23 protein-coding genes and 2 pseudogenes are annotated in these 26,746 nt (G+C 71.2%); 11 read left to right on the forward strand and 14 right to left on the reverse strand.

The features are described 5' to 3' along the window. Positions 1-143: 143 nt before the first annotated feature. The gene (locus tag AB0N06_RS31910) at positions 144-1,166 is read right to left on the reverse strand and encodes a hypothetical protein (RefSeq protein WP_366138184.1); all 1,023 of its coding nucleotides are present in this window, start codon (positions 1,164-1,166) and stop codon (positions 144-146) included. Positions 1,167-1,393: 227 nt separating this feature from the next. On the opposite strand from AB0N06_RS31910, the gene AB0N06_RS31915 reads away from it, so the two are divergent. Together AB0N06_RS31915 and AB0N06_RS31920 are read left to right on the forward strand one after the other, a co-directional pair. Beyond that, on the forward strand, positions 1,394-1,714 hold the full coding sequence (locus AB0N06_RS31915; protein ID WP_358860175.1) for a multidrug efflux SMR transporter: 321 nt from the start codon (positions 1,394-1,396) through the stop codon (positions 1,712-1,714). Beyond that, complete coding sequence (locus tag AB0N06_RS31920; protein ID WP_366138185.1) at positions 1,714-2,250, forward strand: TetR family transcriptional regulator; 537 nt, start codon at positions 1,714-1,716, stop codon at positions 2,248-2,250. Before AB0N06_RS31915 ends, AB0N06_RS31920 begins: the two co-directional genes overlap by 1 nt. Before the next feature lie 55 nt (positions 2,251-2,305). On the opposite strand, the gene AB0N06_RS31925 is transcribed toward AB0N06_RS31920, so the two are convergent. Continuing rightward, entirely contained in the window at positions 2,306-3,175 is an 870-nt protein-coding gene (locus AB0N06_RS31925) for a winged helix-turn-helix transcriptional regulator (protein ID WP_366138186.1), read from the reverse strand. Between the two features lie 117 nt (positions 3,176-3,292). Here AB0N06_RS31925 and AB0N06_RS31930 point away from each other — a divergent pair, with 117 nt between their 5' ends. Continuing rightward, a complete protein-coding gene (locus AB0N06_RS31930) occupies positions 3,293-4,528 on the forward strand; it encodes an MFS transporter (protein ID WP_366138187.1) in 1,236 nt (411 codons plus the stop codon). Between the two features lie 88 nt (positions 4,529-4,616). Then, positions 4,617-5,603: a 2,3,4,5-tetrahydropyridine-2,6-dicarboxylate N-succinyltransferase gene (gene dapD / locus AB0N06_RS31935; protein WP_366138188.1), complete on the forward strand. Its 987-nt coding sequence runs from the start codon at positions 4,617-4,619 to the stop codon at positions 5,601-5,603. A gap of 273 nt (positions 5,604-5,876) precedes the next feature. Here dapD and dapA read toward each other — a convergent pair whose 3' ends face one another. Then, positions 5,877-6,779: a 4-hydroxy-tetrahydrodipicolinate synthase gene (gene dapA, locus AB0N06_RS31940; RefSeq protein WP_366138189.1), complete on the reverse strand. Its 903-nt coding sequence runs from the start codon at positions 6,777-6,779 to the stop codon at positions 5,877-5,879. A gap of 180 nt (positions 6,780-6,959) precedes the next feature. Between dapA and AB0N06_RS31945 the strand changes: the two genes are divergently transcribed. Then, entirely contained in the window at positions 6,960-7,637 is a 678-nt protein-coding gene (locus tag AB0N06_RS31945) for a DUF4232 domain-containing protein (RefSeq protein WP_366138190.1), read from the forward strand. Positions 7,638-7,652: 15 nt separating this feature from the next. Here AB0N06_RS31945 and AB0N06_RS31950 read toward each other — a convergent pair whose 3' ends face one another. Both AB0N06_RS31950 and AB0N06_RS31955 read right to left on the reverse strand, forming a co-directional pair. Further along, entirely contained in the window at positions 7,653-8,096 is a 444-nt protein-coding gene (locus AB0N06_RS31950; RefSeq protein WP_366138191.1) for a GNAT family N-acetyltransferase, read from the reverse strand. Positions 8,097-8,217: 121 nt separating this feature from the next. Beyond that, positions 8,218-8,378: pseudogene (locus AB0N06_RS31955) on the reverse strand (DUF4158 domain-containing protein); the annotation flags it as partial. 245 nt (positions 8,379-8,623) lie between these two features. Here AB0N06_RS31955 and AB0N06_RS31960 point away from each other — a divergent pair. From AB0N06_RS31960 to AB0N06_RS31975, 4 genes and pseudogenes are all read left to right on the forward strand, one after another. Beyond that, on the forward strand, positions 8,624-10,069 hold the full coding sequence (locus AB0N06_RS31960; protein WP_366138192.1) for a hypothetical protein: 1,446 nt from the start codon (positions 8,624-8,626) through the stop codon (positions 10,067-10,069). A 174-nt stretch (positions 10,070-10,243) separates the two neighbouring features. After that, positions 10,244-11,698: an alkaline phosphatase PhoX gene (locus AB0N06_RS31965; RefSeq protein ID WP_366138193.1), complete on the forward strand. Its 1,455-nt coding sequence runs from the start codon at positions 10,244-10,246 to the stop codon at positions 11,696-11,698. 484 nt (positions 11,699-12,182) lie between these two features. After that, positions 12,183-13,763: pseudogene (locus AB0N06_RS31970) on the forward strand (TROVE domain-containing protein). Positions 13,764-13,841: 78 nt separating this feature from the next. Next, the gene (locus tag AB0N06_RS31975) at positions 13,842-14,072 is read left to right on the forward strand and encodes a hypothetical protein (RefSeq protein ID WP_037711258.1); all 231 of its coding nucleotides are present in this window, start codon (positions 13,842-13,844) and stop codon (positions 14,070-14,072) included. A gap of 144 nt (positions 14,073-14,216) precedes the next feature. On the opposite strand, the gene AB0N06_RS31980 is transcribed toward AB0N06_RS31975, so the two are convergent. From AB0N06_RS31980 to AB0N06_RS31990, 3 genes are all read right to left on the reverse strand, one after another. Further along, positions 14,217-15,422, reverse strand: a complete 1,206-nt coding sequence (locus AB0N06_RS31980) for a TerD family protein (RefSeq protein WP_366138194.1) — start codon at positions 15,420-15,422, stop codon at positions 14,217-14,219. 36 nt (positions 15,423-15,458) lie between these two features. Continuing rightward, positions 15,459-15,689 (reverse strand): hypothetical protein, encoded by a 231-nt coding sequence (locus AB0N06_RS31985; protein WP_366138195.1) that lies wholly within the window; start codon positions 15,687-15,689, stop codon positions 15,459-15,461. A 135-nt stretch (positions 15,690-15,824) separates the two neighbouring features. Continuing rightward, positions 15,825-17,009, reverse strand: a complete 1,185-nt coding sequence (locus AB0N06_RS31990; protein ID WP_366138196.1) for an MFS transporter — start codon at positions 17,007-17,009, stop codon at positions 15,825-15,827. A gap of 452 nt (positions 17,010-17,461) precedes the next feature. Here AB0N06_RS31990 and AB0N06_RS31995 point away from each other — a divergent pair, with 452 nt between their 5' ends. Then, the gene (locus tag AB0N06_RS31995; RefSeq protein ID WP_366138197.1) at positions 17,462-18,817 is read left to right on the forward strand and encodes a S28 family serine protease; all 1,356 of its coding nucleotides are present in this window, start codon (positions 17,462-17,464) and stop codon (positions 18,815-18,817) included. A gap of 111 nt (positions 18,818-18,928) precedes the next feature. Here the strand turns inward: AB0N06_RS31995 and AB0N06_RS32000 are convergent, their stop codons facing one another. The 6 genes from AB0N06_RS32000 to AB0N06_RS32025 form a co-directional block, all read right to left on the reverse strand. Continuing rightward, positions 18,929-20,380, reverse strand: a complete 1,452-nt coding sequence (locus tag AB0N06_RS32000; RefSeq protein WP_366138198.1) for a penicillin-binding protein 2 — start codon at positions 20,378-20,380, stop codon at positions 18,929-18,931. A gap of 90 nt (positions 20,381-20,470) precedes the next feature. Continuing rightward, complete coding sequence (locus AB0N06_RS32005; RefSeq protein WP_366138199.1) at positions 20,471-21,130, reverse strand: response regulator transcription factor; 660 nt, start codon at positions 21,128-21,130, stop codon at positions 20,471-20,473. Beyond that, complete coding sequence (locus tag AB0N06_RS32010) at positions 21,127-22,377, reverse strand: histidine kinase (RefSeq protein WP_366138200.1); 1,251 nt, start codon at positions 22,375-22,377, stop codon at positions 21,127-21,129. The genes AB0N06_RS32005 and AB0N06_RS32010 overlap by 4 nt, the downstream gene beginning before the upstream one ends. Then, positions 22,374-23,399, reverse strand: coding sequence for a hypothetical protein (locus tag AB0N06_RS32015; RefSeq protein ID WP_366138201.1), 1,026 nt, complete (start codon positions 23,397-23,399; stop codon positions 22,374-22,376). The genes AB0N06_RS32010 and AB0N06_RS32015 overlap by 4 nt, the downstream gene beginning before the upstream one ends. 92 nt (positions 23,400-23,491) lie before the next feature. After that, positions 23,492-23,971, reverse strand: a complete 480-nt coding sequence (locus tag AB0N06_RS32020) for a GNAT family N-acetyltransferase (protein ID WP_366138202.1) — start codon at positions 23,969-23,971, stop codon at positions 23,492-23,494. Positions 23,972-23,974: 3 nt separating this feature from the next. Then, a complete protein-coding gene (locus tag AB0N06_RS32025; RefSeq protein ID WP_366138203.1) occupies positions 23,975-24,745 on the reverse strand; it encodes an IclR family transcriptional regulator in 771 nt (256 codons plus the stop codon). A gap of 135 nt (positions 24,746-24,880) precedes the next feature. On the opposite strand from AB0N06_RS32025, the gene AB0N06_RS32030 reads away from it, so the two are divergent. Continuing rightward, positions 24,881-26,401, forward strand: coding sequence for an aldehyde dehydrogenase (NADP(+)) (locus AB0N06_RS32030; RefSeq protein ID WP_366138204.1), 1,521 nt, complete (start codon positions 24,881-24,883; stop codon positions 26,399-26,401). Positions 26,402-26,746: the final 345 nt, after the last annotated feature.

Consider the following 26,746-nt stretch of genomic DNA (forward strand, 5'->3'; position numbering starts at 1 on the left):
GGGGCCCCCTCCGCGTCGCCTCCCTCCTCCGCCTTGCCAGGCTTGCCCCTCGCCCCGCTCCTTCCTCCACCCCACCCATGTGCGCGGCCTCTTAGTCCGACCGGCACAAGGGGGGCGGCCGGTCACAGCGGCGTGACCCGCGCTCACGGACCGAACTGCGAGGGCGCGGCGGCTGCTTCGGCGAGGACCGGGCCCAGGTTCTCGTTGCGCATCCGCCGGTCCACGTACAGCAGCCCGAGCACCAGCTGCGGGAACGTCGCCGAGACGAGCTGGCCGACCAGCTGGCCCAGCAGCATGGCCACCAGGTAGCCGCTCACGGCGACGATGACGGCCGCGACGCTCGGGTCCGAGTCCAGGCTCGCTGTGCTGAGCATGCCCGGGAACAGGCCGAGGAACGAGAACGGCATCTGGATGATGTAGCTCGCCACCGCCGCCATGATCAGCGCCAGCAGCGAGATGCCGAAGATCCGCCACCAGTCGCCGCGCACCAGCTGCGAGGAGCGGCGCAGCGCCGCGACCGGGCTCTGTTCCTCGAAGACGACGGCGGAGGGGGCCAGGGAGAACTTCACCCAGAGCCAGGCCGCCAGCGGGAACGTCGCCAGGGCGCCGAGGAAGCTGAACGGGATCAGCGTCGCGGCGCCGGACCCGGAATCCAGGGTGACGGCCGCGACGACGGCGGACACCATGGTGACAATCATGAAGACCAGTGGGATCAATGTGATCAGTCCGGTCAGGATCACCGTGCCGATGACCGCCGGTACGCGCGCCCAGGCCCGGCGCCAGATGATGCCGAACGTGGTCCGCCGCCCCAGGACCGCGTCCTGCAGGACCGCCGGTACGGTCGCGTACATCATGGCGGTGCCGATCATGAGCGACAGAAGCGCGACCAGCCAGACGGCGCCGAAGGCGATCACCAGCGGGGCGATGTCCTCCGTGGGTGCGCTCTCCTCGGCGGAGAGCTCGACGACCCGGTGCAGATGGTCGCTGACCGCGGAGTACGCGATCGCGACCGCCGCGCCGACCACGACGACGGCCCCGCCGTACACGGCCGCACCGATGCCGAAGAGCTGCTTCCAGTAGCGGCCCATCGTGGAGAACGCGCCGCTGAGGATGTCCCCGAGGTTCAGCGGCGCGAGCGGTATCACCCCGGGCTTCGGTGGCGGCATCCAGCCACCCCATCCCGGCGGTCCGGGGGGTCCTCCGTACGGCGCTCCTCCGTACGGCGGTCCCCCGGGACCGCCGCCCCACCCTGCGTCCTGCGTCACTGCTGCTCCGTCGTGTCGGGGTCCATGTGCTGGCCGGGACACGGTAGCGCTCCTGGTGGAGCAGTGGATCCCTTCTGCGCACCGGGTTATGTGTACGAACGTACGCAACGATGCGTACACTCGTACACATGGGATACGGACTGCTTGCCGCGGCCATTGCGGCGGAGGTGGCCGGGACGACGGCCATGAAGTACAGCGAGGGTTTCACCCGGCTCTGGCCCTCGCTCATCACCGTCGTCGGCTATCTGCTCGCCTTCTCGCTGCTCGCACAGACCCTGAAGACGCTGTCCATGGGCACGGCCTATGCCATCTGGGCCGGGATCGGCACGGCGGCGGTCGCCGCCATAGGGGTCCTCTTCATGGGCGAGTCCGGAAACCTGGTCAAGATGGCGGGCATCGCGCTGATCATCGCCGGTGTGGTCGTGCTCAACCTGGGCGGAGCGCACTGATGAGCCGCCGGTACGACCCCGAGCGGCGCGGCCGCATCATCGATGCGGCGATCCGGGTGGTTGATACCAAGGGCATCGCGGGGCTCAGTCACCGTTCCGTCGCCGCGGAGGCGGATGTGCCGCTCGGCTCGACGACGTATCACTTCGCCTCGCTCGACGAGCTGCTGGTCGCCGCGCTGCGCCGCTCGAACGAGAATTTCTCCCGGGCCATGCGGGAGAGCGAGGCCGTCCTCGCCCCGGACGCGGATCTCGCCGAGGCGCTGGCCCGGCTGCTGGAGGAGTGGTTTTCCGGCGGGCGCGGGCGCCTGGAGCTGGAGTACGAGCTCTACCTCGCGGCGCTGCGCCGGCCCGTGCTGCAGCCGGTCGCCGCGGAGTGGACGGATGTCACCGCCGAGCTGCTGGCCGGGCGCACCGACCCGGCCACCGCGCGGGCACTGATCGCGCTGATGGACGGGATCTGTCTGCAGGTGCTGCTGACGGGCGGGAGCTACGACGCGGCGTACGCGCGGGAGATGCTGGCGCGGATCATCGGCTGACCGCGGCGGTCGCCCCGGGGCGTCGACGGGTCCGGCCCGGGCGGGCGTCGGGGTGTCAGCGGCGGACCGCCGCCAGGGCTGCCTGCACGCTCGCCTCGATGTCCGTGATCGGATACAGCGCCTCGCGGACCCTCCGGTCCCGGTCCACCACCAGGGTGAGCCGCTTCAGCCGGCTGACTCCCGCCGCCCGGAACGTCGGCAGTCGCAGCGCCGCCGCCAGCTCCAGTTCCGCGTCGGACAGCAGCGGGAAGCGCAGCCCCTCTGCGTCCGCGAACGCCCGCTGCTCGTCGGGGCGTTGGGTGGACACTCCGTGCACCGTCGCCCCCGCCGCGGTGAACTCGGCCAACTGGTCTCGGTACGTGCAGGATTCGAGGGTGCAGCCGGTCGCGCCCGGGATCTCGGCCCAGCCCGGCGGGTAGGCGTCCCGGCGGGCGTACGCGCTGGGGAAGCAGTACAGGACGGTGTACGGGGTGTCGGCGACCGGGTCGCGCAACACGCCGTCGTAGTCGAGGAGTTGCAGCTCCGGCAGGCGGGTTCCCACCAGGGCGTGCACCCGCGCCGCCTCCTTGGACACCTCCGTGGCCGTCGCCATCGTCTCCCCGTCTCCCATCACCCAGGTGTCGCCCCAGTCCTGGAGCGCGATCAGTACCGGCAGCAGCGCGCGGCCGCGCGGGGTGAGCCGGTACTCGTACCGGACGGGGCGGTCCTGGTACGGATCCCGGGACAGCACGCCCGCGTCCACCAGCAGCCGCAGTCGCTCGGTGAGCACCTTGCGGGACATGCCCAGCTCGCGCTGGAGCGCGTCGAAGCGGTGCACCCCGCGCGCGGTGTCGCGCACGATCAGCAGGGTCCACCAGTCGCCGACGACATCGAGGGCCTGGGCGATCGCGCAGTCGGCGTCGGACAGGCTGGTGCGCTGCGGCATGACTTCGTCTTCTTCCGTTCTTGCTCGTGCCGAGGCCACCCCTTACCGGATTGACCTGTGGAATGCATGCTGTCATAGTCCGTTCCCAAAAGGAACTCACCGGGGAGGGTGCTGCGGATGAGGATCTTCGGGATGGTGCGGGACGTACCACGGACGGTACGGCTGCTGGCTTTGGGAGCCTTCTTCAACGGAGTCGTCAGCTTCACCTTCGTGTATCTCTTCGTCTATCTGACCGGACCGCGCGGACTCACCGTGCCGCAGGCCGGAGTGATCGCGGGCATCGGCGGCATCGGCCTGGTCGCCGGTAACTTCACCGGCGGATGGTTCGGCGACCACTACGGTCACCGTCGGATGCTCCTGACGGGCGCGCTGGTGAGCGGCGCGGCGCTCACCACCTTGCCGGTCCTGCCGGTCGTGGCGATGTACGGGGTGCTGCCGCTCGCACAGTACGCGGCAGGCGTCGTACGCGCCGCCAACGCGGCCCTCGTCGCCGTCTCCGTTCCCGAGGGCGGCAGGCGCCAGAGCTTCGCCCTGATGCGCGCCGGGAGCAACGCCGCCTTCGCCGTCGGCCCACCGCTCGGCGCACTGATCGCCGCCCGCTTCTCGTACGGCCCGCTGTTCGTCGCCGACGGCCTCGGGACGCTGCTCTTCGCCGCGTACGCATCGAAGGTGCTCCCGGCGCGCGGCACCGTACACACCCGGCCGGCGCACGACCCCGGCGCGCCCGGGCTCTGGCGGGAGCTGCGGGTCAGACCCGCGGTGCCGGTGCTGCTCGCCGCGATCCTCTGCGTCGACTTCGTCTACCGGCAGCAGTACTCCACCCTGCCCGTGTTCCTCGGCGATCACGGCCACGGCGCCCAGTTCTACGGGTGGATGCTCGCCATCAACGGCGGCATCATCCTCTGCCTGGAACTCCCCGTGGCGCATGCGCTGCGCCGACGGGCTCCGCTGAGCATCGTGGGCACCGGGCTGCTGCTGGTGGGGCTGGGATTCGCGGCACTGATCCCAGGGGCCGGCGTGCTGTTCGCCGTCACCATGATGGTGTCGCTGACCGCGGGCGAGGTCCTGTACAAGTCCACCGCCACGGCGTACGTCGCCGACCAGGCACCCGATCACGTGCAGGGCCGCTTCCAGAGCCTGTACGCGGGGGCGTCCATCAGCGGTCAGGTGCTGGCCCCGCCGCTCGGCGGCGCGCTCTACGCGGCCGCACCCGAGCTGCTCTGGCCGGTGTGCGCGGTGCTGGCCGGCGGTGCGGGGGTGGCGGTGCTGGCGGCGCGGCGGCTGCGGGGGCCGGTGCGCGTGGTGACCCCGGCGCGGACTTCGATGCCCGAGCGGCAGGCGCAGCCCGGCTGACCGGGTGGTCCGGGCGGGTGGGGCCCTGCCGTGACCGTCCGGCGAGACCGGTTGGCTCCGGCGGGGCCCTGCCGGTTAGGTTCGTGTCATGACCGACACGACTTCCCGCACCACCGGCGCCGTCGCCGCCGGCCTCGCCACCATCGCCGGCGACGGTTCCGTTCTCGACACCTGGTTCCCCGCACCCGAGCTCTCCGCCGAGCCCGGCCCGGCCGGAACCGAACGGCTCACGCCCGACCAGGCCGTGAACCTCCTCGGCGAGGGCGCGGCCAAGGCTGTCGGCGTGGACGCCCGCCGGGGCGTCGAGGTCGTCGCCGTGCGCACGGTCATCGCCTCGCTCGACGACAAGCCGCTCGACGCCCATGACGCGTACCTGCGCCTGCACCTCCTCTCGCACTGTCTCGTCCAGCCGCACGGCCAGAACCTGGACGGCGTCTTCGGCCTCCTGACCAACGTCGCCTGGACGTCGCTCGGTCCGGTCGCCGTCGACGACCTGGAGAAGGTGCGGCTGAACGCCCGCGCCGACGGCCTGCACCTCCAGGTCACCTCGGTCGACAAGTTCCCCCGGATGACGGACTACGTCGCCCCGAAGGGCGTCCGGATCGCCGACGCCGACCGGGTCAGGCTCGGCGCGCACCTCGCCGCCGGTACGACGGTCATGCATGAGGGCTTCGTCAACTTCAACGCCGGCACACTCGGCACGTCGATGATCGAGGGCCGCATCTCCGCGGGCGTCGTCGTCGGCAACGGCTCCGACATCGGCGGCGGTGCCTCGACGATGGGTACCCTCTCCGGCGGCGGCAAGGAGCGCATCGTCATCGGTGAGCGCTGCCTGATCGGCGCCGAGGCGGGCGTCGGGATCGCGCTCGGCGACGAGTGCGTCGTCGAAGCGGGGCTGTATGTCACCGCGGGTACGCGCATCACCCTGCCGGACGGCCAGATCGTCAAGGCGCGGGAGCTCTCCGGTGCCTCGAACATCCTCTTCCGCCGCAACTCGGTCACCGGCGCCGTCGAGGCCCGCCCGAACAATGCGGTGTGGGACGGTCTCAACGCTGTCCTGCACAGCCACAACTAGGGCGTGTTTCGAAAGTAGCGTCGTCCGCCCGCAGGCCGGGCCGGGCGGCGTCTGGTGCGTGCGATCGCAGGGCGGAGGGTCGCCCCGATACTGGGCGTATCGGGGCGAGCCCGACAACGCGGCGAGCGTGCGTGCCAGGCGTCGCCCGGCAGGCGGGACTTTCGAAACACGCCCCAGTGCCCCTCCCGGCACGCTTTGCCCCGTCGCGTCGTCCAGCACGCCCGCACGCGCTGGACGGCGCTCCGCATGGGGCAAACGCTGCCGGTCGCGGCACTAGCGTGTAGCGGCGAGGAGTTCCTCGTACGCCTTCCGCAGCCCGTCGGCCGCCTCGCGCCCGGCGGGCTGTAGCGGTTCCCGGACCGGTCCGGCGCCGAGCAGCGCCTTGGCCGTCACGGTGCCGGGCAGCCCGGACGACATCATCAACTCGGCCAGCGGAAGGGTCAGCCGGTTGAGCCGGGCCGCCTCGGCGGTGTCCCCGGCGTCGAAAGCGTCCAGGACCGCCCGCAGCTGCCGGGGCGCCACATTGGCGACCGTACTCACATAGCCCGCCGCGCCCACCGCGTACAGCGGCAGATTGAGCTCCTCGCAGCCCGAGTAGTACGAGAGCGAGCCCGCGCCGATCACCTTCGTCGAGCCGAGCAGGTCGTACGCGCAGTCCTTCACCGCCACGATGCGCGGATGGTCCGCGAGCCGCAGCAGGGTCTCCGGCTCGATGCGGGTTCCGGTGCGGCCGGGGATGTCGTACAGCATCAGAGGAACGCCGGTCGCGTCGGCGATGCGCCTGAAGTGTGCCTCGACGGCGGGCTGCGGCGGTCTGCTGTAGTAGGGCGTCACGACCAACAGGCCGTCGGCGCCTGCCCGTTCGGCCTGCCGGGCAAGCTCGACGGTGTGCCGGGTGTCCGCACTGCCTACCCCGGCGACCAGCGGCACACGTGCGCCGACCGCCTCACGGACCGCGCGCAGCAGCGCGGTCTTCTCGGCGTCGGTGGTGGTCGGAGACTCCCCGGTGGTGCCGCTGAGTACCAGGCCGTCGCAGCCGTCGGCGACGAGACCGGCGGCGTGGGTCCCGGCAGCGTCCAGGTCCAGCTCGCCGTCGGCGGTGAACGGCGTGACCATGGCGCAGAGGGCGCGGCCGAAGGGGGCTGCCGGGGTGGCCGGCGCTTCAGGGGGTGTCATGTCCGAAGTGTCCGCCGCCCCGACCGTGAAGGTCTACTTAGTTCTGCTTGAGGTGAAGGAGTAGAAATGCTCAACCATTGGTGTGAGGGCCGGGACCGCGGTCTGGCATGATCGAACGTCTACGCGGCAGGCCGATGCGGGGGCGGGTGCACGGGTATGCGGGGACCGGCGGGTACCAGGATGGGCACCGGAGCGCGGAGAGGGGCAGTGGCCGCCTGCTTCGCCGGGGCGCTGGCTCTGACGCTGTCGGGATGCGCCGGATTTCTCGTACCGGCGGGCGAGGGTGAGCCGGAGCCGACTCCGAGCGCGTCGTACACGCCGGACGTGCACGCGGACAAGCTGGATCCGTCCGACCTGGCCATCGCCCCGTCCCCCGGCCGGCCGCCCTCAGGGGGCGTTCCTGGCTCCACACCCACCCCGAGCGCCGTCGTCACCGGCGACTGCCCGTCCTCCGGCGTCGTCGTGGACATGGGTGAGGTGCAAGCAGCGCTGGGCCACCGGGCCGTGTCGCTCACCCTCACCAACTGCGGCAGCAAGCCGTTCCGAGTGGACGGCTACCCGTCCGTGCGGGCCCTGGACGACGAGGGCGATCCGCTGCCGGTTCCGGTGAACCCGGGCTCCTCGTACATGGGGACCGACCGGGGGCCGAAGGAGGTCATGCTGAAGCCGGGGGAGGCGCTGAACGCGCTGCTCGCCTGGGTGTCCACCCCGACCGGCGGCGACCTCATCGAGGGCGACGCGCTGGCGATCGCGCCGGCTCCGGGGCTGGGGGCGCGGACGTTTCCGCTGGAGGGGAGCGACGTACGGCTGCTCGATGAGCTGAACATGACCGCCTGGCGAGCCGTTTCGCCCCCGTAGTGCCCCGGGCGGGGATCAGAGGGCGAGCTTGAAACCTTCGTGGCTGCGGGCGAAGCCCAGCGACTCGTAGAACCGGTGCGCGTCCGTGCGCCGCTTGCCGCTGGTCAGCTGCACCAGCCCGCACCCCCGCAGCCGGGCCCGGTCGACGGCTTGCTTCATCAGCTCCCGACCCAGTCCGCCGCCCCGCCGGTCCGCCCTGATCCGTACCGCCTCGATCAGCGCCCGCTCCTCGCCGTGCCTGCCGAGCCCCGGTATGTAGGTCACCTGCAGGCAGCCCAGCACGGTGTCGCCGTCCACCAGTACCAGCATCTCGTTGCGCGGGTCGCTCTCGATGGCGGCGAAGGCCCTCTCGTACGCCTCGTCGACCACGACCGAGGCCGGGGCGACGACCCGCCCCTCGTCGGCGAGGAGCGCGAGGACGGCGGGCAGGTCGGCGTGGGTGGCGACGCGGAGGATCATGCCCCGGAGTCTGGCACGGGCGCCGGAGAGGCCAGTGGCCGGATGCCGGTGCGACCGTCACCGCCGACGGTGCTCACGTGCTGTCGCAGGGCACCGGCAACGGCAGCCGAGCCGAATGGTCCAGCTGCGCGGCCAGGCGCTCGATGACCGACCACGGCACCTCAAGCGGATCGTCCACCAGGAACCGGCCGACATACCGGACGGTGCACATCTGCACCACGAACCCAGCTGGTGGGCCGCCCTCCGCCGCAGCGCGATCAGGTCCCGGTCCACGTCGTCCAGGATGCGCCGGGAAGAGATCCATACGCGTCAATCTCCTGGTTGTGCAAGCGAGTTGTCAGGGCTCCCCGGGCGGCCGTCCGCCGTCTGTTGCATGAACCAGGCGGCATCGGGCGAAAGCGTCTACGCTTGGGCGGCCTGAGTCCGACCGGCACATGAGGGCGGGAGAAGGAGCGTCCCCGAGCCCGGTGACGCCGCCCCCCCGTTGCCGGCCGGACTGAAACCCGTCGCCCGAGGAGAACCACCTGATGTCCGCAGAGCGCCCCACCCTGCCGCCGGTACGGCTGCACACCGAGGCGGAGCTGGCACGGGACGCGCTCGTCGCTCCGCTGCTCGCCCGCGCAGTCCGGCTCGCCCGCTGGGCGGGACCGGAGACCCGGGTCGGCGCCGGTGGCGAGCTCGTCGAAGCACAGTTGCCCGCGGCGGCCGAGCACCTCGGGCTGGCGGCGGACGAGGACGGCGCAGCGGAGGCCAGTGAGGCATGGCGGCTCGCGGTCGACACCGGGCTCCTCGACGTCCACGAACCGGAGGGGGACGACGCGGAGGGGACCGTGTCCGCGGGCGAGAATCTGGGGCTGCTGACCGGCGGCTCTCCGCAGGATGTCCTCGCGATCTGGCTCGACGGCCTGGAGGCTGTGCACGCCGATGCCACCGCACCCTTCTTCGACGACCTCGCCGACCTCGTCGGCGAGGACGGCTCGATCGACCTCGACGCCCTGGACTGGGACCCGGAGGCGGAAGCCGAATTCCTCGACGGCGTACTCGGTAACCTGTACCTGCTCACGGTCGGTGACGGCAGCGGCAGCGAGGCACCCGTCCCGTTGCCCGCGCTCGCCGCGTCCGTGATCGTGCCCGACGACATGGGCGAGCCCACCGACGACATCCTGGAGCAGGTGTCGGTGGCGATGATGCGCCTCGACGACCAGTTCCGGCTCCTCGAGCCGATCGGGCTCGTCGCCTACCAGCCGATGGACGAGGCGTTGCTCGTCGAGGAGGGCGACCCGGCGGAGCCGCCCGCCGACGACGAGGACGTCAGCCGGTACGGCATGGTGAAGCTGACCCCCCTCGGTCTGTACGGCATCCGGGCCCGGATGCTGGAAGTCGGTGTCGACGCCCCCGCGATCGGCGATCTCGCCGACAAGGACGCCGACGCGCTCCTCGGCGGCGTCGCGTACTACCCGGAGGCGGAGGCCCGCAGCGAGGTCGAGCAGTGGCTCGCCCGCCGCGGGGCGGACGGCGCCGCGGCCGAACTGCTGGACGCCGCTCGCGGCGCGGACCAGCAGGCCCCGCTCCGTCGGCTGCACTGCCAGCAGGCCCTCGCCCTGGTCGGCGCGGAGGCGGAGCCCGCGGTCCGCGCGGTGCTCGACGAGCCGGAGCTGGGCGGCCTCGCCCGGGTCTGGCTCGCGGAGCACGGTGCGGCGGACGTGCCCCCGCCGCCGGAGTCGATGATCTTCTGGCTCGCCATCGACACGATTGCCGCGCAGCTGGAGGCGGCCGGCGACCTGGACGAGCTCCAAGGGCTGGTTGAAGGGCTGTCCGGCCAGCACAGCGGCTTCTTCGACCAGGCGTGGCGGGTGGAGCACCCCGCGACGGCGGACGTCCTGGAGGCGATGGGGCGGCTGCACGGCGACAAGAAGAAGGCGAAGGACGCCCGCAAGGCGGCGTTCAAGGCGCGGTCGCGGTCGGGCGGCTGAAGCGGGACACGGTGATGCCGGGGCGGGCAGCCGAGGGAATGACGGCGGTAGGAACTCCGTGAAGGTTCACAGGAAGCGTGCCGTTCGAAGTCGCCGTCAGTTCAACTTCCGTTAGCGCAGGGGCGGGAGCGTAACCCCGCAACCCACCCGCCCCAGCTGCTCCAGGAGTTCGTGATGCCCTTCACCCGCAGGGAATTCACCAAGCAGTCCGCCCTCACCGGCGCCGGCATCGCCCTGACGGGTACCGTCGCCGCCCTGGCCACCGCCCCCGGCGCCCTTGCCGCCGAGGATTCCCACCAGGGTCTCGACGACGACCCCGGTCACGGTCACCACGACGAGCCCGGCTACGGGGCGCTGGTCCCCGACCCGAAGGGCATCCTCGCGCTTCCCGCCGGATTCTCGTACCGCATCATCACGCACAGCGGTGTCACCAAGCTGGAATCCGGCGAGTACACCCCCTCCAACCACGACGGCACGGCCACCTTCGAGGGCCCGCGCGGCGTCACCCTGCTGGTCAACAACCACGAGCTGAGCGGCACCCGGGCCGGCTGGAAGTACCCGGTCCCGCTCGCCGAGGGTCTCGTCTACGACCCGATCGCCGCCGGTGGCTGCACCGTCGTCGAGACCCGCCGCGACGGCCACACTGCCGAGTGGGTCGGCATCGCCGGCACGTCCACCAACTGCGCCGGTGGGGCCTCCCCGTGGGGCACCTGGCTCACCTGCGAGGAGACCGAGGACAGGGCCGGCAAGAACGGTCTGCTGAAGGACCACGGCTACGTCTTCGAGGTCGACCCGTACGACAAGCGCGCCAACCGCGACCCGCGTCCCATCAAGGCGTTCGGCCGGTACGCCCACGAGGCCGTCGTCATCGACCCGAAGCGCGGCCACGCCTACCTGACCGAGGACGCGGCCGGTCCCAACGGGCTGCTCTACCGCTGGGTCCCGCCGCACGGCTTCAAGCACGGCCGCGGCCAGCTGCGCACGCTCGCCGACGACGCCGGTGTCCTCCAGGCCACCAAGTGCTTCGACAGCAGCGGTCAGTTCGTCGACGACCTGTCCCGCGCCACGGAGATCGGCACCGTGTACGGCGTGGACTGGGTCGACGTCGTCGACCGTGACGCCAAGACCGTCTCCGTGCGCAAGCAGTTCGGCAACCAGGACGTCACCCGTGCCCGCAAGCTCGAAGGCATGTGGTGGGGTGACGGCGGCGCGTACATCGTCTCCTCGTTCGCCCGCGCGGAGAGCCCCGTCCAGCACGACGGCCAGGTCTGGTTCTACGACCCGAAGCGCCGCACGCTGACGCTGAAGGTGCTCCTCGGGGTGAACGCCGACCCGTCGAAGGACGGCGCGTTCGACGGCCCGGACAACATCACCGTCTCGCCGTACGGCGGTCTGGTCATCGCCGAGGACGGCGAGGGCATCCAGCACCTCTTCGGGGCGACCGAGAGCGGCCGTACGTACCCGATCGCGCGCAACGAGCTGAACGCAGGCACCGCTGAGAAGCCGGAGTACAGCGAATTCACCGGGGTCACCTTCTCGCCTGACGGGAAGACGCTGTTCGCCAACATCCAGACGCCCGGCATCATGCTCGCCATCACCGGCCCGTGGAAGCGCCAGCCGAACCGGTAATGACGCCGCGGGTCCCCGATGAAAAGCCTTGGTGCGTCCGGGGGTTGATCCTCTAGGGTGCTGTCCGTGTCCAGGTGCGAAGGCAGGACCTACTTCCAAGGGGGAGATCGCGGGTTCGAGTCCCGCCGCCGGTTTTCCGACCGGTGAGGTTCAGGGGAGGAACGCCCTCGTCGGTTCCGCCGACTCCGATCTCTGGTCACAGACAACCTCACGAACTGCATGCACCTCCCGGTGCGCAGGCTGCGGCTACTTCTTCGAAACAAGTTCCGCCGTCGCCGACTCTGATCTCGGGAGGCGCAGCGCCGGTGGTGCCCGGTGCGCAGGCGACGGCTCCTTCATGTGAACTGACGGTTGCGGGTTCAAGTCCCGTCCGGCCGCGGCCGGTAGCTCAACTGGGTAGAGCATCAGAAATGCCGTCGCCGCCTTTTGATCTCGGGCGCCGCACGCGCTGTTCCTTCTCCGAATGAATTCGGGGGAATTCATCATGACCCGCTTCAACACCCCTACCGCCAAGCCCCGTGTCGCCTCGCCCGTGCAGTCCACCGGGCGTACCGCGCCCACCCGCCAGGGCGGCCGCGGATTTCTTCGCGACAACCGCTCCGAGCTCTTTCTGCTCGCGGTCGCCAATTTTGTTTCGCAGCAGACCTTTTACGAGGACGCCGAGCAGCGCGACAGCCGTTTCGCGGAGCTGGTGCGTATCCTCGCCGTCGGCGACCCCGAGTGGACCGCCGGCCTGCTGGGGTGGCTGCGCCGCGAGGGCGGGATGCGGACCGCGTCGATCGTCGGCGCCGCCGAGTACGTGAAGGCGCGGCTCGACGCGGGTGCCGAGGACGGACCATCCAACCGGCAGGTCGTCGACTCTGTCCTGCTGCGCGCCGACGAGCCCGGTGAACTGCTCGGGTACTGGACCTCGCAGTACGGCCGCGCTGTGCCGAAGCCCGTCAAGCGCGGGATCGCCGATGCCGTACGCCGCCTCTACCACGCGACGTCGCTGCTGAAGTACGACACCGCGTCCAAGGGCTACCGCTTCGGCGACATCCTGAACCTGGTGCACGCCGTGCCCGACCCGGAGAAGGCAGGGCAGGGCGAGCTGTTCCGTTACGCGCTCGATCGCAGGCACCACCCGGAGGCGGCAGTTCCGCCCGCCTCGAACCGCATCCTCACCGCCCACCGGGCGCTGATGGAGCTGCCGGTCGAGGAGCGGCGGGCCGTCGTGACCGCACCCGGCGGGGCCGACCGACTGGCCGCGGCGGGCATGACGTGGGAGGCCCTCGCGGGCTGACTGCAGGGTCCGATGGACGCCGCGGCCTGGGAGGGGGTCATCCCGTCGATGGGGGCGATGGCACTCGTCCGCAACCTGCGGAACTTCGACGAGGCCGGTGTCTCGGACGAGGTCGCCGCCCAGGTGGCGGCGAAGATCTCCGACCCGGCCGTGGTCGCCGCATCGCGGCAGTTCCCGTTCCGCTATCTCGCCGCGTACCGGCACGCTCCGTCGCTGCGCTGGGCCTACCCGCTGGAGCAGGCGCTCGGCCACTCGCTGGCTCATGTCCCCGCCCTGCGCGGGCGGACGCTGATCCTGGTCGACCGCTCGGGCTCGATGTGGTCGCCGCTCTCGGACCGCTCCCGGCTCAACCGGGCAGACGCCGCCGCGATCTTCGGTGCGGCGCTGGCGTTGCGGGCCGACGAGGCCGATCTGGTGCAGTTCGGCACGAACAGTGCATCGGTTGCGTACCGGAAGGGCGAATCCGTCCTGAAAGTCCTGGAGCGCTTCGATGAACTCGGTGGCACCAACACCGCGGAGGCGGTGCGCCGGCACTTCCGCAGGCACGACCGCGTACTGATCGTCACCGACGAGCAGGCGTCGTTCTCTTACGCCGCGGATGCCACCACGGCCGTGCCGTCCGACGTGCCCGTCTACACCTGGAATCTGGCCGGATACCGGGTCGGTCACGCCCCGTCGGGAAGCGCGAACCGCCACACCTTCGGGGGGCTTTCGGACGCGGCATTCCGCATGGTGCCCCTGCTGGAAGCGGGCAGGGACGCCGACTGGCCCTGGAATCGCTGATGACGAATCCGGCATCAGTGCGCCCCCAGGAGTGGTCGGGCATGGCGCCGGGCGTTCCCAGGGCCCATACTCAAGGTAATGAAACAGTCAGCCGGATCCCGGCGTCACCTGCCTTCCAGTCCCTTCAACCGCCCGGCCCAGGCGGCCCCACCGGTCGAATTGTTCGATGTGGGCGACAGGGTGTCGCATGACCAGTTCGGACTCGGTCGAGTCCTTGCCGTCGAGGGCGACAACGACGCAGTCCTCATTGACTTCTCGGGGCGACAGGGGAGGATCCTGAGCCCGTACTCCAAGCTGACCAAGCTCTGACGGCCTCCCCCACGAGAGAGGTGACGCGCACGCGCAGTGTCCGCTTCCGCGCCACGCTCTCCGGCTTCAGGGGCACCTGCACCCGCAGGTGCCCCTGAAGCCGTGCCAGACGCCGCGAGCCGGGCGCCCATGGTGTGAGCTCCTCTAAAGCGCCTGGGCGGCGGGCTTGACCATGCCGCGGACGGTGCGCGACTTCACGAAGTCGCCCATCGCCGTCATTTCCCACTCACCGGAGAACTGCTTGATCAGCTTCGCCATCATCACGCCGGTCTGCGGCTCGGCGCCGGTCAGGTCGAAGCGGACCAGCTCCTCATCGGTCGCCGCGTCGATCAGCCGGCAGTAGGCCTTGGCGACCTCGGTGAACTTCTGGCCGCTGAACGAATTGACCGTGAAGACCAGTCCGGTCGCCTCCGAGGGGATCCGGCCGAGGTCCACGACGATCACCTCGTCGTCGCCCGCGCCCTCGCCTGTGAGGTTGTCACCGGAGTGCTTGACCGCGCCGTTCAGGATGGAGAGCTTGCCGAAGTAGCAGCTGTCCAGGTGGTTCCGGTTGGGGCCGTAGGCGATCACCGAGGCGTCGAGGTCGATGTCCTTGCCGCGGAACGCGGGCTCCCAGCCGAGCCCCATCTTGACCTGCGAGAGCAGCGGGCGGCCGCCCTTGACCAGGGACACCGTCTGGTTCTTCTGGAGGCTGACCCGGCCCTTGTCGAGGTTGATCCTGCCCGAGCCGGCGGGCGCCGGAGCGGCAGCGGGCGGCGCGGCCGGGACCGGGGGAGCGGCGATCCGCGGGTCCACGGGGGCGGCGGCGGGCACCGGGGGTGCGACCGGGGCGGGGGGCGCAGCCGGCTCCTCCTCGACCGACACGCCGAAGTCCGTGGCGATGCCGGCCAGCCCGTTTGCATAGCCCTGGCCGACCGCGCGGGCCTTCCAGGCGCCGTTGCGGAGATAGACCTCTATGACCACGAGCGCCGTCTCGGCGCCCAGCCGGGGCGGGGTGAAGGTGGCGAGGACGCTGCCGTCGTCCGCGTTGCGCAGGGTGGCGGTGGGCTCGATGCCCTGGAAGGTCTGGCCCGCCGCGTCCGGGCTGGCCGTGACGACGATCTTCTCGATGCCGGGCGGCACCGCAGCGGTGTCCACCACGATCGCGTCCGGCGCCGTGCCGCCGCCTGAGCGGTACGTCACACCCGGGCCCGTGGGCTGGTTGTAGAAGATGAAGTCGTCGTCGGAACGCACCTTGCCGTCGACGGTGAGCAGCAGGCCCGAGACGTCGAGCCGCACCGGGGCGGCGACGTCCACCGCCACACGGGCGGCGGAGAGAGGGATGTTCGAGCCAGGTGTCATAGCGGTCATGCTCGGGGTAACGAACGACCTCGCTTTGCCGTTCCCTTACCTTCGGCCGGCTTGGTTACGGGGGTGGCTGCGGGCCGCCCGCTCGTTGCCGTGCTTGTACGCGCCGGTCCAGCGGGCCATGACCAGCTGGGCGTCCCCGGACGCCACCTCGGCCAGGAACTTCTCCGCCCGGCTTCCGCGCAGGGTTCCGGCGAGGCGGCCGTGGTGGGTGAGGGTGACGCTCGCATCGGCGTGCTGCTCGTACAGGAATCCGGATGGTTTCGGCATGGATCCGCATCCTGCCCGGTCCACGGGTGCGGTGTCGCGCGAATATCCTGCCGTGCGTGGGCGAGCGCACCGCGTTCTGCGGACCACGGCCGCGCAGAACGGACAAGGAGCCGGGCCTCCTCCTTCTCCTGTTCTTCAGGGAGCCCGGTTCGTGACCAACAGCGCCGCCGCCAGCAGGCCCGCCGCACCGATGAGTGGCAGCAGCACCCGGATGTCCAGCACCGCGACCAGTCCGGCGCCGAGCGCCAGCGCCACCGCGTTCGGCACCGTCATCAGTGAGTTGGCGGTCGCGCTCGTACGGCCCAGTACGGCGTCCGGCGTCTCCCGCTGCACCGCGGTCATCGCGGCGATCAGCACACACGGCAGCCCCGCCCCGATCGCGGCGCTCGCGACCAGCGCCACCGCGTCGTATGGCAGCGCCCGCACCCCCACTCCCAGCGCGAACAGGGCGATCCCGGCCGCGGTGAACACCCGCTCCGGCAGGCGCCGCAGCAGCGGACCGGCCAGCAGCCCGACCGTGATCGACCCGCAGCCCTGCATTGCGTACAGCACACCCGCGTACGTGGGGGAGTGCCCGAGCCCGTCGTCGATGAGGGCGTAGAGCGCGGCTCCGTTGAGCCCGGCGCACAGCATCGTCACCGCACCCGCCAGCACCAGCGGCCGCACCACCGGTGACCCCCACACCTGCCGGATCCCCGCCGTCAGTTCGCCCCGCCGGTCCGTGCGGGCGGGCCGGGCCGGCTCCTGCACCCGCAGCAGTGCGTAGACCCCGGCGGCCAGGGCGAACGACGCCGCGTCGAGGAGCGCCACCGCGCCGCCGCCGAACCGCGCATAGAGCCCGGCGCCGGTCAGTGGTGCGAGGAGCTTCATGCCCTCGTTCGCGATCATCCGGAACCCGTTGAAGTCGCCGAGGAGCCGGGGATCGACGGTGTGGGCGACGAGCGCCGACTCGGCCGCGTCCATCAGCACACCGCTCACCCCGTACAGCACGAACACCGCGAAGAGGATCCAGATCCGCCCCGCCGAATCGATCGCGAGCAGCGAGGTGAGCAGCCCTGCCATGGCGAGATTCGCCCGGATCAGCAAGGGTTTGCGGGGCACCCGGTCGGCGACCGCACCGAGTGCGGGACCAGTCAGCACGGGAAGCCACATGGCGAACACGGCGAGCGCCGCCAGACTGTTCGACCCGGTGAGGGACTTGACCCAGATCCCGCCGGTGAGCCACATCGCGGACGTCCCGAAGCCGGAGGCCACCACCGCCGTCAGATACAGCCCGGCGTTGCGATCCCGCAGCACCTTTCCTGCCGCCGACCTTGTCATTGCGCTCCCCGTACGTCGTTGACCTGCGGTTCCGTTACGGGCTCATGCTGGCGACTAAGGACGGGCCGGGGCATCGGGCAGATGCCCTACACCGGGGTTGCCGGAGGTTCCGATCCCGTCCTGGGAGCGGAGGCGGCCGAGCACCGGGAGATCCTGCGACTCGCGCTCGCCAACACGGACGTCCGTCACGTCACGGCCGACACCGCGGTGACGGGACCGGCGGCGGTCCGGGTCGCGCCCCGCCGCCGGTCCCTCCCCCCGGCAGAGAGGCAGCACCACCGCGTCACTCGCCCGCTGACCGACGAATCGCCAACAATCTTTGTGGACAACAGTCGTTGGGCGTCCACCGGCCTGCGGATCCCCTCGATGCGGAGCGATCACATGGTTGTGGCAAGCGGTTAATATGCCGCCGTCGTGTCCATCGCACCACACCCGTCCGAGGGGATTCCGCGTTGCGCCACTCACTGCTTCCCGCCCTGTTCTGCACCGGGCTCGTCGCCGCCACCAGCCTGTTCACCGGCACGGCCGCGACCGCCGCCGCTCCCATCCCGTCCGCCGGCCCCACCTCCGCCGCCGAGGCGACTGCCCAGGCCACCGACGTACGCGAACAGCTGGACCGGATACCGGGACTCACGGTCGTCTCGCAGACCACCAAGGAGGGATTCCCCTACTACACCCTCACACTGACCCAGCCGATCGACCACGAGCACCCCGACCGCGGCACGTTCGAGCAGCGCCTCACGCTCTGGCACAAGTCGGAGACCGCGCCGATGGTCCTCTACACGGGCGGCTACTCGCTCTCCAGCTCCACCCGCGAGATCACCAGGCTTCTCGGCGCCAACCAGGTCAGTATCGAGCACCGCTACTTCAGCCAGTCCCGGCCCGCGACGGTCGACTGGAACGACCTGACCGTCCAGCAGGAGGCGAGTGACGAACACGCGGTCGTCCAGGCCCTCAAGACGATCTACGGGGCCAAGTGGCTGGGCACGGGCGCGTCGAAGGGCGGGATGACGCAGGTCTACCACGAGCGCTTCTACCCGGACGACCTGGACGCCGTCGTCGCGTACGTCGCACCGAACGACGCCGCCAACAACGACGACAGCGGCTACGAGAAGTTCTTCGAGACCGTCGGCACCCCCGAATGCCGGGCCGCCCTGAACGCCGTGCAGCGCGAGATGCTGGTCCGGCGGGACCGGATGCTGCCCCGCTTCGAGGCCACCGCCGAGAAACAGGGCCTCACCTTCCACTACCTCGGATCGGCCGACCGGGCCTACGAGTTCTCCGTACTGGACCAGGTCTGGAACTTCTGGCAGAGCGGTACGTACACCGACTGCCCGGCCATCCCCGACGCGACGACCGCCACCGACGACGAGCTGTACACCTGGTCGCTGGGGCACGGACTCAGCCCGTACGCCGACCAGGGCAACGGCGCCGAGGGCAGTGGACCGTACTACCGGCAGGCCGCCGCCCAACTGGGCTGGGCCGACCTCAAGTTCAAGCATCTGGCCGACGTCCGCCACTACCCCGGCATCTACCAGCCCAACTCGGTGCTGCCCGCCGACATGCGGGTGGGGTACGACGGGCGCACCATCAAGGACGTCGACCGCTGGGTCGCCACTCGCGGCGAGCGGATGATGTTCGTCTACGGACAGAACGACCCGTGGAGCGCCGAGCGGTTCAAGCCGAGCAAGCACGACTCGATGCTCTTCGAGGCACCGAACAGCAACCATGGCGCCCTGATCTCCAAGCTGGAGCCCGCGGAGCGGGCCGCGGCGGAGGCGACCGTGAAGCGGTGGGCGGGCCAGTGACGGCCCACCCACCGCGGCCGATCGGTGACCCCGCTCAGTCGTAGGTGATGTCCGAGGCGGTGCAGCGGCAGTACGTGCCGCCGGGGCCGCTGCCCGTCTCGGCCGACTTTCTCACCCCTTGAGCGCCGCCTTCATCATCTTCTGCGCGATCGGCGCCGCCAGCCCGTTGCCGCTGACCTCCGAGCGGGCCGAGCCCGAGTCCTCCACGACCACGGCGACCGCGACCTCCTTGCCGGTGGACTTCGACTTCGCGTACGAGGTGAACCAGGCGTACGGCGTGTTGCTGTTGTCCACACCGTTCTGCGCGGTGCCCGTCTTGCCACCGACCTCCGCCCCGTCGATCCGGGCGTTGGTGCCGGTGCCCTGTTCGACGACGGTGACCATCGCGCTGCGCATCTGCTCGGCGGTCGAGGCGGAGACGACCCGCTTCGTGTCGCCGTCCGCGAAGTCCTGCAGAGTGTTGCCCTTGGAGTCCGTCACCTTCGACACCATGTGCGGGGCCGCCAGCTCACCGCCGTTGGCGAGGGCCGAGGAGACCATGGCCATCTGCAGCGGGGTCGCGGTGACCTCGAACTGGCCGATGCCTGTCAGCGCCGTCTGCGCCTTGTCCATCCCCGACGGGTAGAGGCTCTCCGAGGCGCGCACCGGGACATCCAGCTTCTCCGTGTTGAAGCCGAACTTCTCGGCCATCGCCCGCACCTTGTCCTGGCCGAGATCGACGGCGGCCTTCGCGAAGACGTTGTTGCAGGAGTACTGGAGCGCCGTGCGCAGCGTGGCGTTCTTGCAGGGTGCGGACGCGTTCTCGTTCCTCAGGACCGTGGTGGTGCCGGGCAGTGTGTACGGGTCGGGGCTGTCCGTGCGTTCGTCGACGGAGCTGTAGAGACCGTTCTCCAGTGCGGCCGACGCCACCACCAGCTTGAACGTCGAACCGGGCGCCAGCGGCTGCCGCAGAGCACGGTTGACCAGTGGCTTGTCCTGGTCGGAGAGCAGCTTCTGCCACATGTCGCCGTCGTTCGTCCCGCTGATCTTCGACGGGTCGTACGAGGGGGTGGAGACCATTCCCAGGATCTTCCCCGTCGCGGGGTCGATCGCGACGGCCGCGCCCTTGTCGTTGCCGAGCGCCTCGTACGCCGCCTTCTGCACATCCGGGTCGATCGTCGTCAGCACACTGCCGGGCGCGGTCTGCTTGCCCGTCACCACGTCGACGGGGTTCTTCAGCCGGTCGTCCGTGCCGTCGAGCACATGGCTGTAGATCCCCTCGAGCTGGGTGGCGCCGTACGCCTGCGAGCTGTACCCGGTGACAGCGGCATAGAGCTCGCCCTGGGTGTACGTGCGCTTGTAAGCGAGATCGCTGCCCTGGGTCCTCTTCGATCCGGTGACCGGTGATCCGGCCACGATGATGTCACCGAGCGGCTGCGCGTACTGCGCGATGGTTTTCCGCCGGTTGTGGTCGTTGTCTGCGAGCGCCTTGGCCTGGTACGCCTGCACCCAGGTCGCCCGCCCCAGCAGGGCGAGGACCAGCAGCAGGCAGAAGACCGCGGTGTGCCTGATTGTTCTGTTCATCCCGCTGGAGGGACGAGCGGCGGCGTCCGGCGCGTTCCCGTCTGTGCCGCTTCTCACCCTTTCTTCATACTGCGCGCCACCGGGCCCGGGTCAGCCGGGCGTGATGAACCCCGACTCGTACGCCGCGATCACCGCCTGAGTACGGTCCCGGGCTCCGGTCTTCGCCAGCACCGCCGCCACATGCGTCTTCGCCGTGGCCGGCCCCACCCGCAGCCGTTCCGCGATCTCCGCGTTGGTCAGCCCTGCCGCCATCAGCCGCAGCACGTCCGCCTCCCGCTCGGTGAGCCGGGCCACCCAGGGCGGTGCGGCGGACGCCTGCCGCCTGCCGTACTCGGCCGCAAGTCCCCGTACCGCCGACGGGAACAGCAGGGAGTCGCTGCGCGCGATCAGCCGCACCGCCTGGACCAGGTCCTCGGCCGCCGCGCGCTTCAGCAGGAAGCCCGCGGCTCCGGCGCGCAGGGCGTCGTACACGTAGGAGTCGTTCTCGAAGGTCGTGACGACGACGATCCGCGGAGGCGCGTCGAGCGAGGCGAGGATCTGCTCGGTGGCGCGGATCCCGTCGATCTCCGGCATCCGTACGTCCATCAGCACCACATCGGGGCGCAGCTCCCGCACGACGGAGACGGCCTCGGCGCCGGTCGCCGCCTCGCCGACGACCCGCAGGCCGGGTTCGGCGTCGAGGATGGCGCGCAGGGCTGTGCGGACCATGCGTTCGTCGTCGGCGACCACGACCCGGATGTCGCTGTTCATCGCTTCTCCTGTGCGGGGATGTGCAGGGGCAGCCGGGCGGTCAGCCGCCACCTGTCGTTGTTGTGTGGTCCGGCCTCGGCGCGGCCGCCGAGCAGGACGGCCCGTTCGGCGATGCCGCGCAGCCCGCGGCCGCCGCCGGGCCGCACCACCGGTGCCCGCCCGGACAGCGGGTTGTCCAGAGTGATTGCCAGCTCCTTGTCGCGCACCGCGATCCGCAGCTCCACCGGTGCCGCCCGCCCGCCGTGCCGCAGCGCGTTGCTCAGCCCCTCCTGCACGATCCGGTACGCCTCACGGGACACGGCGGCGGGGACCGTGCCCGGATCGACCCGGGCGATGTACGACACGGGGACCCCGCAGCGGGCCAGCAGCCCGTCCAGCGCGTCGAGCGCCGGTCCCGTCGGCCCGTCCTCCCCCTCGTCACCCTGTCGCAACAGGCCCAGCACGGAGTCGAGTTCACCGACCGTGCGCCGGGTGGTCTCCTCGATCGCGGTCAACGCCTCACGTACGAACTCCGGGTCGCTGTCCAGCACCCGGCGGGCGGCCCCCGCCTGGAGCGTCACGGCGCTGAGCGCGTGGCCGACCGAGTCGTGCAGCTCCCGGGCGAGCCGGTTGCGGACCGCCAGGTCGGCCGCCCGGCGTTCGGCCGCGGCCAGCCGGTCGTCGGGGGTCGGGCCCAGCAGCACCGGAGCGCGGCCGGCCAGCAGCGCCCCGGCCGCCGCCGCGCAGCCGGCCAGGGCGACCAGCATCGCAAGACCGGCGAACGGCGCCAGGGCCAGCACCCACGGCCGGGTCAGTGCCCGGGGTAGATCGAGCACCGCCGAGTTCCGTACGGAGGAGAAGAACGGCAGCGCCATCACGCTCACCGCGAAGGGTGTCAACGCCAGCGTCATCCCGCTGATCACGGCGCCGAGCGCCAGATGCAGTGTGAACCAGCCCGCGGTCCGTACCCTCGCCTGCCGGGTCCTGGCCGGACCGTCGGCGAGCCGCTCCGCGGGGACACCGCACAGGGCGCGGACCGCGGCCACCGACAGCGGCCGGGCGAGTGGGAAGAGACCGGTGACCGCGGCCATCGGCAGGGCGTACGCGAACGCGGTCAGTTGCAGCGGCAGCGATGTGAAGACGCCGCCGTCGCGGTGGTACGTGCCGACGACCACGGTGCCGACCAGGAAGTACGGCATCAGCAGGGCGCCGCCGATGATCAGATGCAGCCAGCGCAGCCGGGCCTGCCGGCTGAGGAGCAGGGTCACGCGGACGGCACCGCCGGTTTCGTCGCCGCAGCGCGTTCCGCGAAGAAGTAGGCGCCCAGGGTGGCGACCAGGATCCCGACCAGCATCTGTACAGCGTAGGTGAGTTGCATCCCGGCCGCGGGCCGGTCGGCGATGTTGTCGACCGGGCCCAGCGCGGCGATGCACAGATAGCCGCCCCAGCAGCCCAGCACCCCGGAGCCGCCCCAGGCCAGCGCGAGCGGCACCTTGAGGGCGAGCGCACCGCGGCGGCGGAGGGCGAGCAGCAGGACACCGGCGACGGTGACGGCCGTGAACACTGTGTAGACCGCTTCGAGGGCGTAGAAGTCGCTCGTACGATCCGCGATCCGGGTCTCGTTCAGACCGGCGGTCGATCCGGTCGCCCAGAGGAGATGGACGACGCCGGGCACGAGCGCGAGCAGTGCGGCCACGACCGCGACGACCCGCAGCGCCGGTCCGGTCGGGCTCGGTGGCAGGTCGCTCAGCGTGCCCTGCCACAGATGACCCCAGCGTTCCCTGGCATACAGGACGAACAGGGCGCCGAGGGTCAGGCCCTGGAGGATGAAGCCGGTGTAGACGACGCCGTAGACCCACTCGTCGAGGAAGGAGCGCCCGTCCCCGCCGGACCCGGCGGTCGTTCCGCCGAACGCCTTCACCAGCAGCTGCAGCGGGAAGCCGGTCATGATCGGAAGCAGCAGCCCGGTCGCCACCCACATCGGCACGGTGAGCAGCCAGGCCGGGACCCGTCGCCCCCATGCCTGGGTGAGCAGCAGGGCGAGGACGACGGCCGTGCAGTCCAGCAGCACCGAGGCACCGTTGGCGACGAGCATCGCGGTGCGGTGGTCGAGCAGCATGCTGTCGGCGGGGATGCCGACGTGACTGCCCGCGATCCAGGCCGTCTTGAGCAAGATGTACGGCAGGCAGGAGGCGATCGCGAGGGTGCGGAGCACGGCGCGGGCCCGACCGGTGGGCGCGGGCTGCGCCGGTGCGGTCCGGGTGGCGGGCGCCGTCGGTGTCTGTGTCATGACATCCACGCTCGCGCGCCCCGTCCGCCCGCACGTCCTGCCCGGTGACGATCCGTCTCCGCCGCGCGGCGGAGACGGCCCTCACCCGCCGCTCAGTCCAGGGTGAAGAGCAGTTCGTCGGTCAGCTCGCCGCGGGCGTGCGCGAAGCCCCGGTCCTTGCCCGTGACGGTGAAGCCGCACTTCCGCAGCACCCGCACCGAACCGGCATTGTCGGCCGCCGCCCGGGCATGCAACGGCCGTTCCGGTACGGCGTCCAGCAGCGCCCGGAGCGCGGCGGTCGCGAACCCCCGGCCCCAGTGCGGCCGGTCGATCCAGTACGTGACCTGCCGGTCGCCCTCGGACCCGTACACCCCGGCGTTGCCCACCACCTTGCCGTCGGCGAGCACGGTCCGCATCACCACGGTGCGACTGTCCAGGATCCGGGCCCAGTGGGCCTCGAACGCGGGCCGGTCGCCAGGGTCCTGACTGGTGAACGCGGCTGTCCGGACCGAGTCCGGATCGGACATGTACGCGAAGAAGAGCGGCAGACCGCTGTCGCGCACCTCGCGCAGCGTGACCTCGGGCGCGTCCACGGGTCAGAGCCTGCGGGTGGCGAGCGTCAGCCGGTCCCGCGCGTCGAACAACGCGTCCTTGACCATCTGTTCGTGTGCCGGGGTGAGCCGGGCGACCGGCACCGAGCAGCTGATCGCGTCACGCGCCGGGGTGCGGTACGGGATCGCGACGCCGAAGCAGCGCAGCCCCAGGGTGTTCTCCTCGCGGTCCACGGCGTACCCCTGCTCGCGGATGAGGTGCAGTTCCTCGATCAGCTTCTCGCGGTCGGTGAGGGTGTGCTCGGTCAGTGCGGGCAGTGTCTCCGGCAGCATCGTGCGGACCTGCTCGTCGCTGTGGGTGGCCAGCAGCGCCTTGCCGAGCGAGGTGGAGTGGGCGGGCAGCCGGCGGCCGACACGGGTGAAGGGGCGCAGATAGTGCTGGGACTGGCGGGTGGCGAGGTAGACCACATTCGTACCGTCGAGACGGGCGAGGTGGATGGTCTCCGTGGTGTCGTCGGAGAGCCGGTCGAGCGTCGGGCGGGCGGCCGCGACGACCTCGTCGCCGTCGATGTACGAGGTGCCGACCAGCAGCGCCCGGACGCCGATGCCGTACCGGGTCCCTGTCGCGTCGGTCTCCACCCAGCCCAGCTCGACCAGGGTGCGCAGCAGCATGTAGAGGCTCGACTTGGGGTAGCCGACGGCCTCCTGCACGGCCGCCAGCGAATGCATGCCGGGGCGCCCGGCGAAGTGCTCGATCAGCTCCACCGTCCGTACCGCGGACTTGACCTGTGCCCCGCCTGAATCGGCAACCGCCATCGCCCTCGCCCCTTCCAGCCCACTTCTTGCCAACACTGAACGCCCGGAAATAGAGTCCCCCATATTCACGATCAGGAACTGCGTTCAGAATATCGAACAACTTCTGATGTGTGGCAGAGGCCGAAAGGAAACACGGTGGCAGCAGCACCAGTCTGGAGCGTCGACCCCCGCACCGGTAACCCGCGTGAGCAGGTTGCCGTGGAGGCTACGGCGGAGGAGGTCGACCGTGCGGTCCGGAGCGCACATGCCGTACGCGATGCGCTCGCCGACCGCACCGTACGCGCCGCATTCCTGCGTACCGCGGCGGATCTGCTCACCGAGGCCGGGGAGCATGTCATCGAGGCCGCCGACGCCGAGACCGCGCTCGGACCGGCCCGGCTCACCGGTGAACTCGCCCGCACCACCGCCCAGTTGCGCGCGTTCGCCGAGGTCGTCGACGAGGGCGCCTTCCTCGACATCCACATCGACCACGCGGACACCACCCGAACCCCGCCGTGGCCGGACCTGCGCCGCTACAAGATCCCGCTCGGCGTCGTCGCCGTCTACGCGGCCAGCAACTTCCCGCTCGCCTTCTCCGTCCCCGGCGGCGACACCGCCAGTGCCCTGGCGGCCGGCTGCCCGGTCGTCGTCAAGGCACACCCGGACCACCCCGCCACCTCGGAGCTCTGCGCCTCCGTGCTGCGCCGGGCCGCCGCGAAGGTCGGGCTGCCCGAGGACGTGCTGATCCTGGTGCACGGATTCGAGGCGGGCGTCGAGCTGATCAAGCACCCGCTCGTGGCCGCTGCCGGGTTCACCGGCTCTATCCGCGGCGGGCGGGCGCTGTTCGACGCCGCGGCCGCCCGGCCGGCCCCGATCCCGTTCCACGGCGAGCTCGGCTCCCTCAACCCCGTCGTCGTCACCGAGGCGGCCGCCGCCGAGCGCGGCGAGCAGATCGGTGCCGGGCTCGCAGGCTCAATGACCCTGGGCGCGGGCCAGTTCTGCACCAAGCCCGGCTTCGTCCTGGCACCCGCCGGCGAGACCGGCGACCGACTGCTCAAGGCGCTGACCGACGCGGTCAGCGACAGCGAGGCCGCGGTCATGCTCGACCACCGGATGCGCGACGCCTTCGTCGCAGGCGTACGCGAACGGGCCGAACTCCCCGACGTGGACGCCCCGGTCACCCCCGGCGCGGGCGGCGACCACACCGTCTCCGCCGGCTTCCTGACCGTTCCGGCAGAGCTGCTCGCCACCGAAGGGCCGCACGACGCGCTCCTGGAGGAATGCTTCGGCCCGGTCACCGTCGTCGCCCGCTACGCCTGCGAGGACGAGATCACCGCCGTCCTCTCCCGGCTCCCGGGCAACCTCACCGCCACCCTCCAGATCGCCACAGAGGGCGCCGACGCCGACGCCCCCGGACTCCTCGCGGCCCTCACCCCGCTGGCCGGCCGGGTCCTCGTCAACGGCTGGCCGACCGGAGTCGCCGTCGCTCCCGCCCAGCACCACGGCGGTCCCTACCCGGCCACCACCTCCACCTCCACGTCGGTCGGCGCCACCGCGATCGAGCGCTGGCTGCGCCCGGTCAGCTACCAGACGACTCCGGAGGCCCTGCTGCCGCCGGAGCTGCGAGAGGACAACCCGCTGGGCCTGCCGCGCCGCGTCGACGGTCGTCGCGCGTGACGGTGGGGCGGGGGTTCCGTCCTCAAGCGCCGGACGGGCTTGGGTGTGCGGGCGTGCCGTGTCCGGCGGGTTCGGGTCCACGGGGGTGGGAGGTTCCGTCCTCAAGCGCCGGACGGGCTTGGGGTGTGCGTCTGGTCCCTGGTGGCACCGTCGCCTTGTCGGGTGGGTGGTGGTCCGGGGCCCCTCCGGGGTGTCTCCTCGGGCGACGAACGTTCGGCGGGTACGCGAGGGGAGCCCGGGTCTTTGTTCGTCGCCCTGCGGGGACTCCCCTGCACGGCCCCGGACCGGCCGTCCCGCGTCAGCGGCCCGGTGTGCCCTCCTGTCACGACCTCCGGGGCGCAGGCG

This window comes from Streptomyces sp. NPDC051020, from assembly GCF_040683105.1.
In the GTDB taxonomy this organism is placed as follows: domain Bacteria; phylum Actinomycetota; class Actinomycetes; order Streptomycetales; family Streptomycetaceae; genus Streptomyces.

Coding starts and splice junctions, on each gene's coding strand:
- AB0N06_RS31910 (WP_366138184.1), bottom strand. CDS start 1,166: ATGCCGCCACCGAAGCCCGGGGTGATACCGCTCGCGCCGCTGAACCTC.
- AB0N06_RS31915 (WP_358860175.1), top strand. CDS start 1,394: ATGGGATACGGACTGCTTGCCGCGGCCATTGCGGCGGAGGTGGCCGGG.
- AB0N06_RS31920 (WP_366138185.1), top strand. CDS start 1,714: ATGAGCCGCCGGTACGACCCCGAGCGGCGCGGCCGCATCATCGATGCG.
- AB0N06_RS31925 (WP_366138186.1), bottom strand. CDS start 3,175: ATGCCGCAGCGCACCAGCCTGTCCGACGCCGACTGCGCGATCGCCCAG.
- AB0N06_RS31930 (WP_366138187.1), top strand. CDS start 3,293: ATGAGGATCTTCGGGATGGTGCGGGACGTACCACGGACGGTACGGCTG.
- dapD (WP_366138188.1), top strand. CDS start 4,617: ATGACCGACACGACTTCCCGCACCACCGGCGCCGTCGCCGCCGGCCTC.
- dapA (WP_366138189.1), bottom strand. CDS start 6,779: ATGACACCCCCTGAAGCGCCGGCCACCCCGGCAGCCCCCTTCGGCCGC.
- AB0N06_RS31945 (WP_366138190.1), top strand. CDS start 6,960: ATGGGCACCGGAGCGCGGAGAGGGGCAGTGGCCGCCTGCTTCGCCGGG.
- AB0N06_RS31950 (WP_366138191.1), bottom strand. CDS start 8,096: ATGATCCTCCGCGTCGCCACCCACGCCGACCTGCCCGCCGTCCTCGCG.
- AB0N06_RS31960 (WP_366138192.1), top strand. CDS start 8,624: ATGTCCGCAGAGCGCCCCACCCTGCCGCCGGTACGGCTGCACACCGAG.
- AB0N06_RS31965 (WP_366138193.1), top strand. CDS start 10,244: ATGCCCTTCACCCGCAGGGAATTCACCAAGCAGTCCGCCCTCACCGGC.
- AB0N06_RS31975 (WP_037711258.1), top strand. CDS start 13,842: ATGAAACAGTCAGCCGGATCCCGGCGTCACCTGCCTTCCAGTCCCTTC.
- AB0N06_RS31980 (WP_366138194.1), bottom strand. CDS start 15,422: ATGACCGCTATGACACCTGGCTCGAACATCCCTCTCTCCGCCGCCCGT.
- AB0N06_RS31985 (WP_366138195.1), bottom strand. CDS start 15,689: ATGCCGAAACCATCCGGATTCCTGTACGAGCAGCACGCCGATGCGAGC.
- AB0N06_RS31990 (WP_366138196.1), bottom strand. CDS start 17,009: ATGACAAGGTCGGCGGCAGGAAAGGTGCTGCGGGATCGCAACGCCGGG.
- AB0N06_RS32000 (WP_366138198.1), bottom strand. CDS start 20,380: ATGAACAGAACAATCAGGCACACCGCGGTCTTCTGCCTGCTGCTGGTC.
- AB0N06_RS32005 (WP_366138199.1), bottom strand. CDS start 21,130: ATGAACAGCGACATCCGGGTCGTGGTCGCCGACGACGAACGCATGGTC.
- AB0N06_RS32015 (WP_366138201.1), bottom strand. CDS start 23,399: ATGACACAGACACCGACGGCGCCCGCCACCCGGACCGCACCGGCGCAG.
- AB0N06_RS32025 (WP_366138203.1), bottom strand. CDS start 24,745: ATGGCGGTTGCCGATTCAGGCGGGGCACAGGTCAAGTCCGCGGTACGG.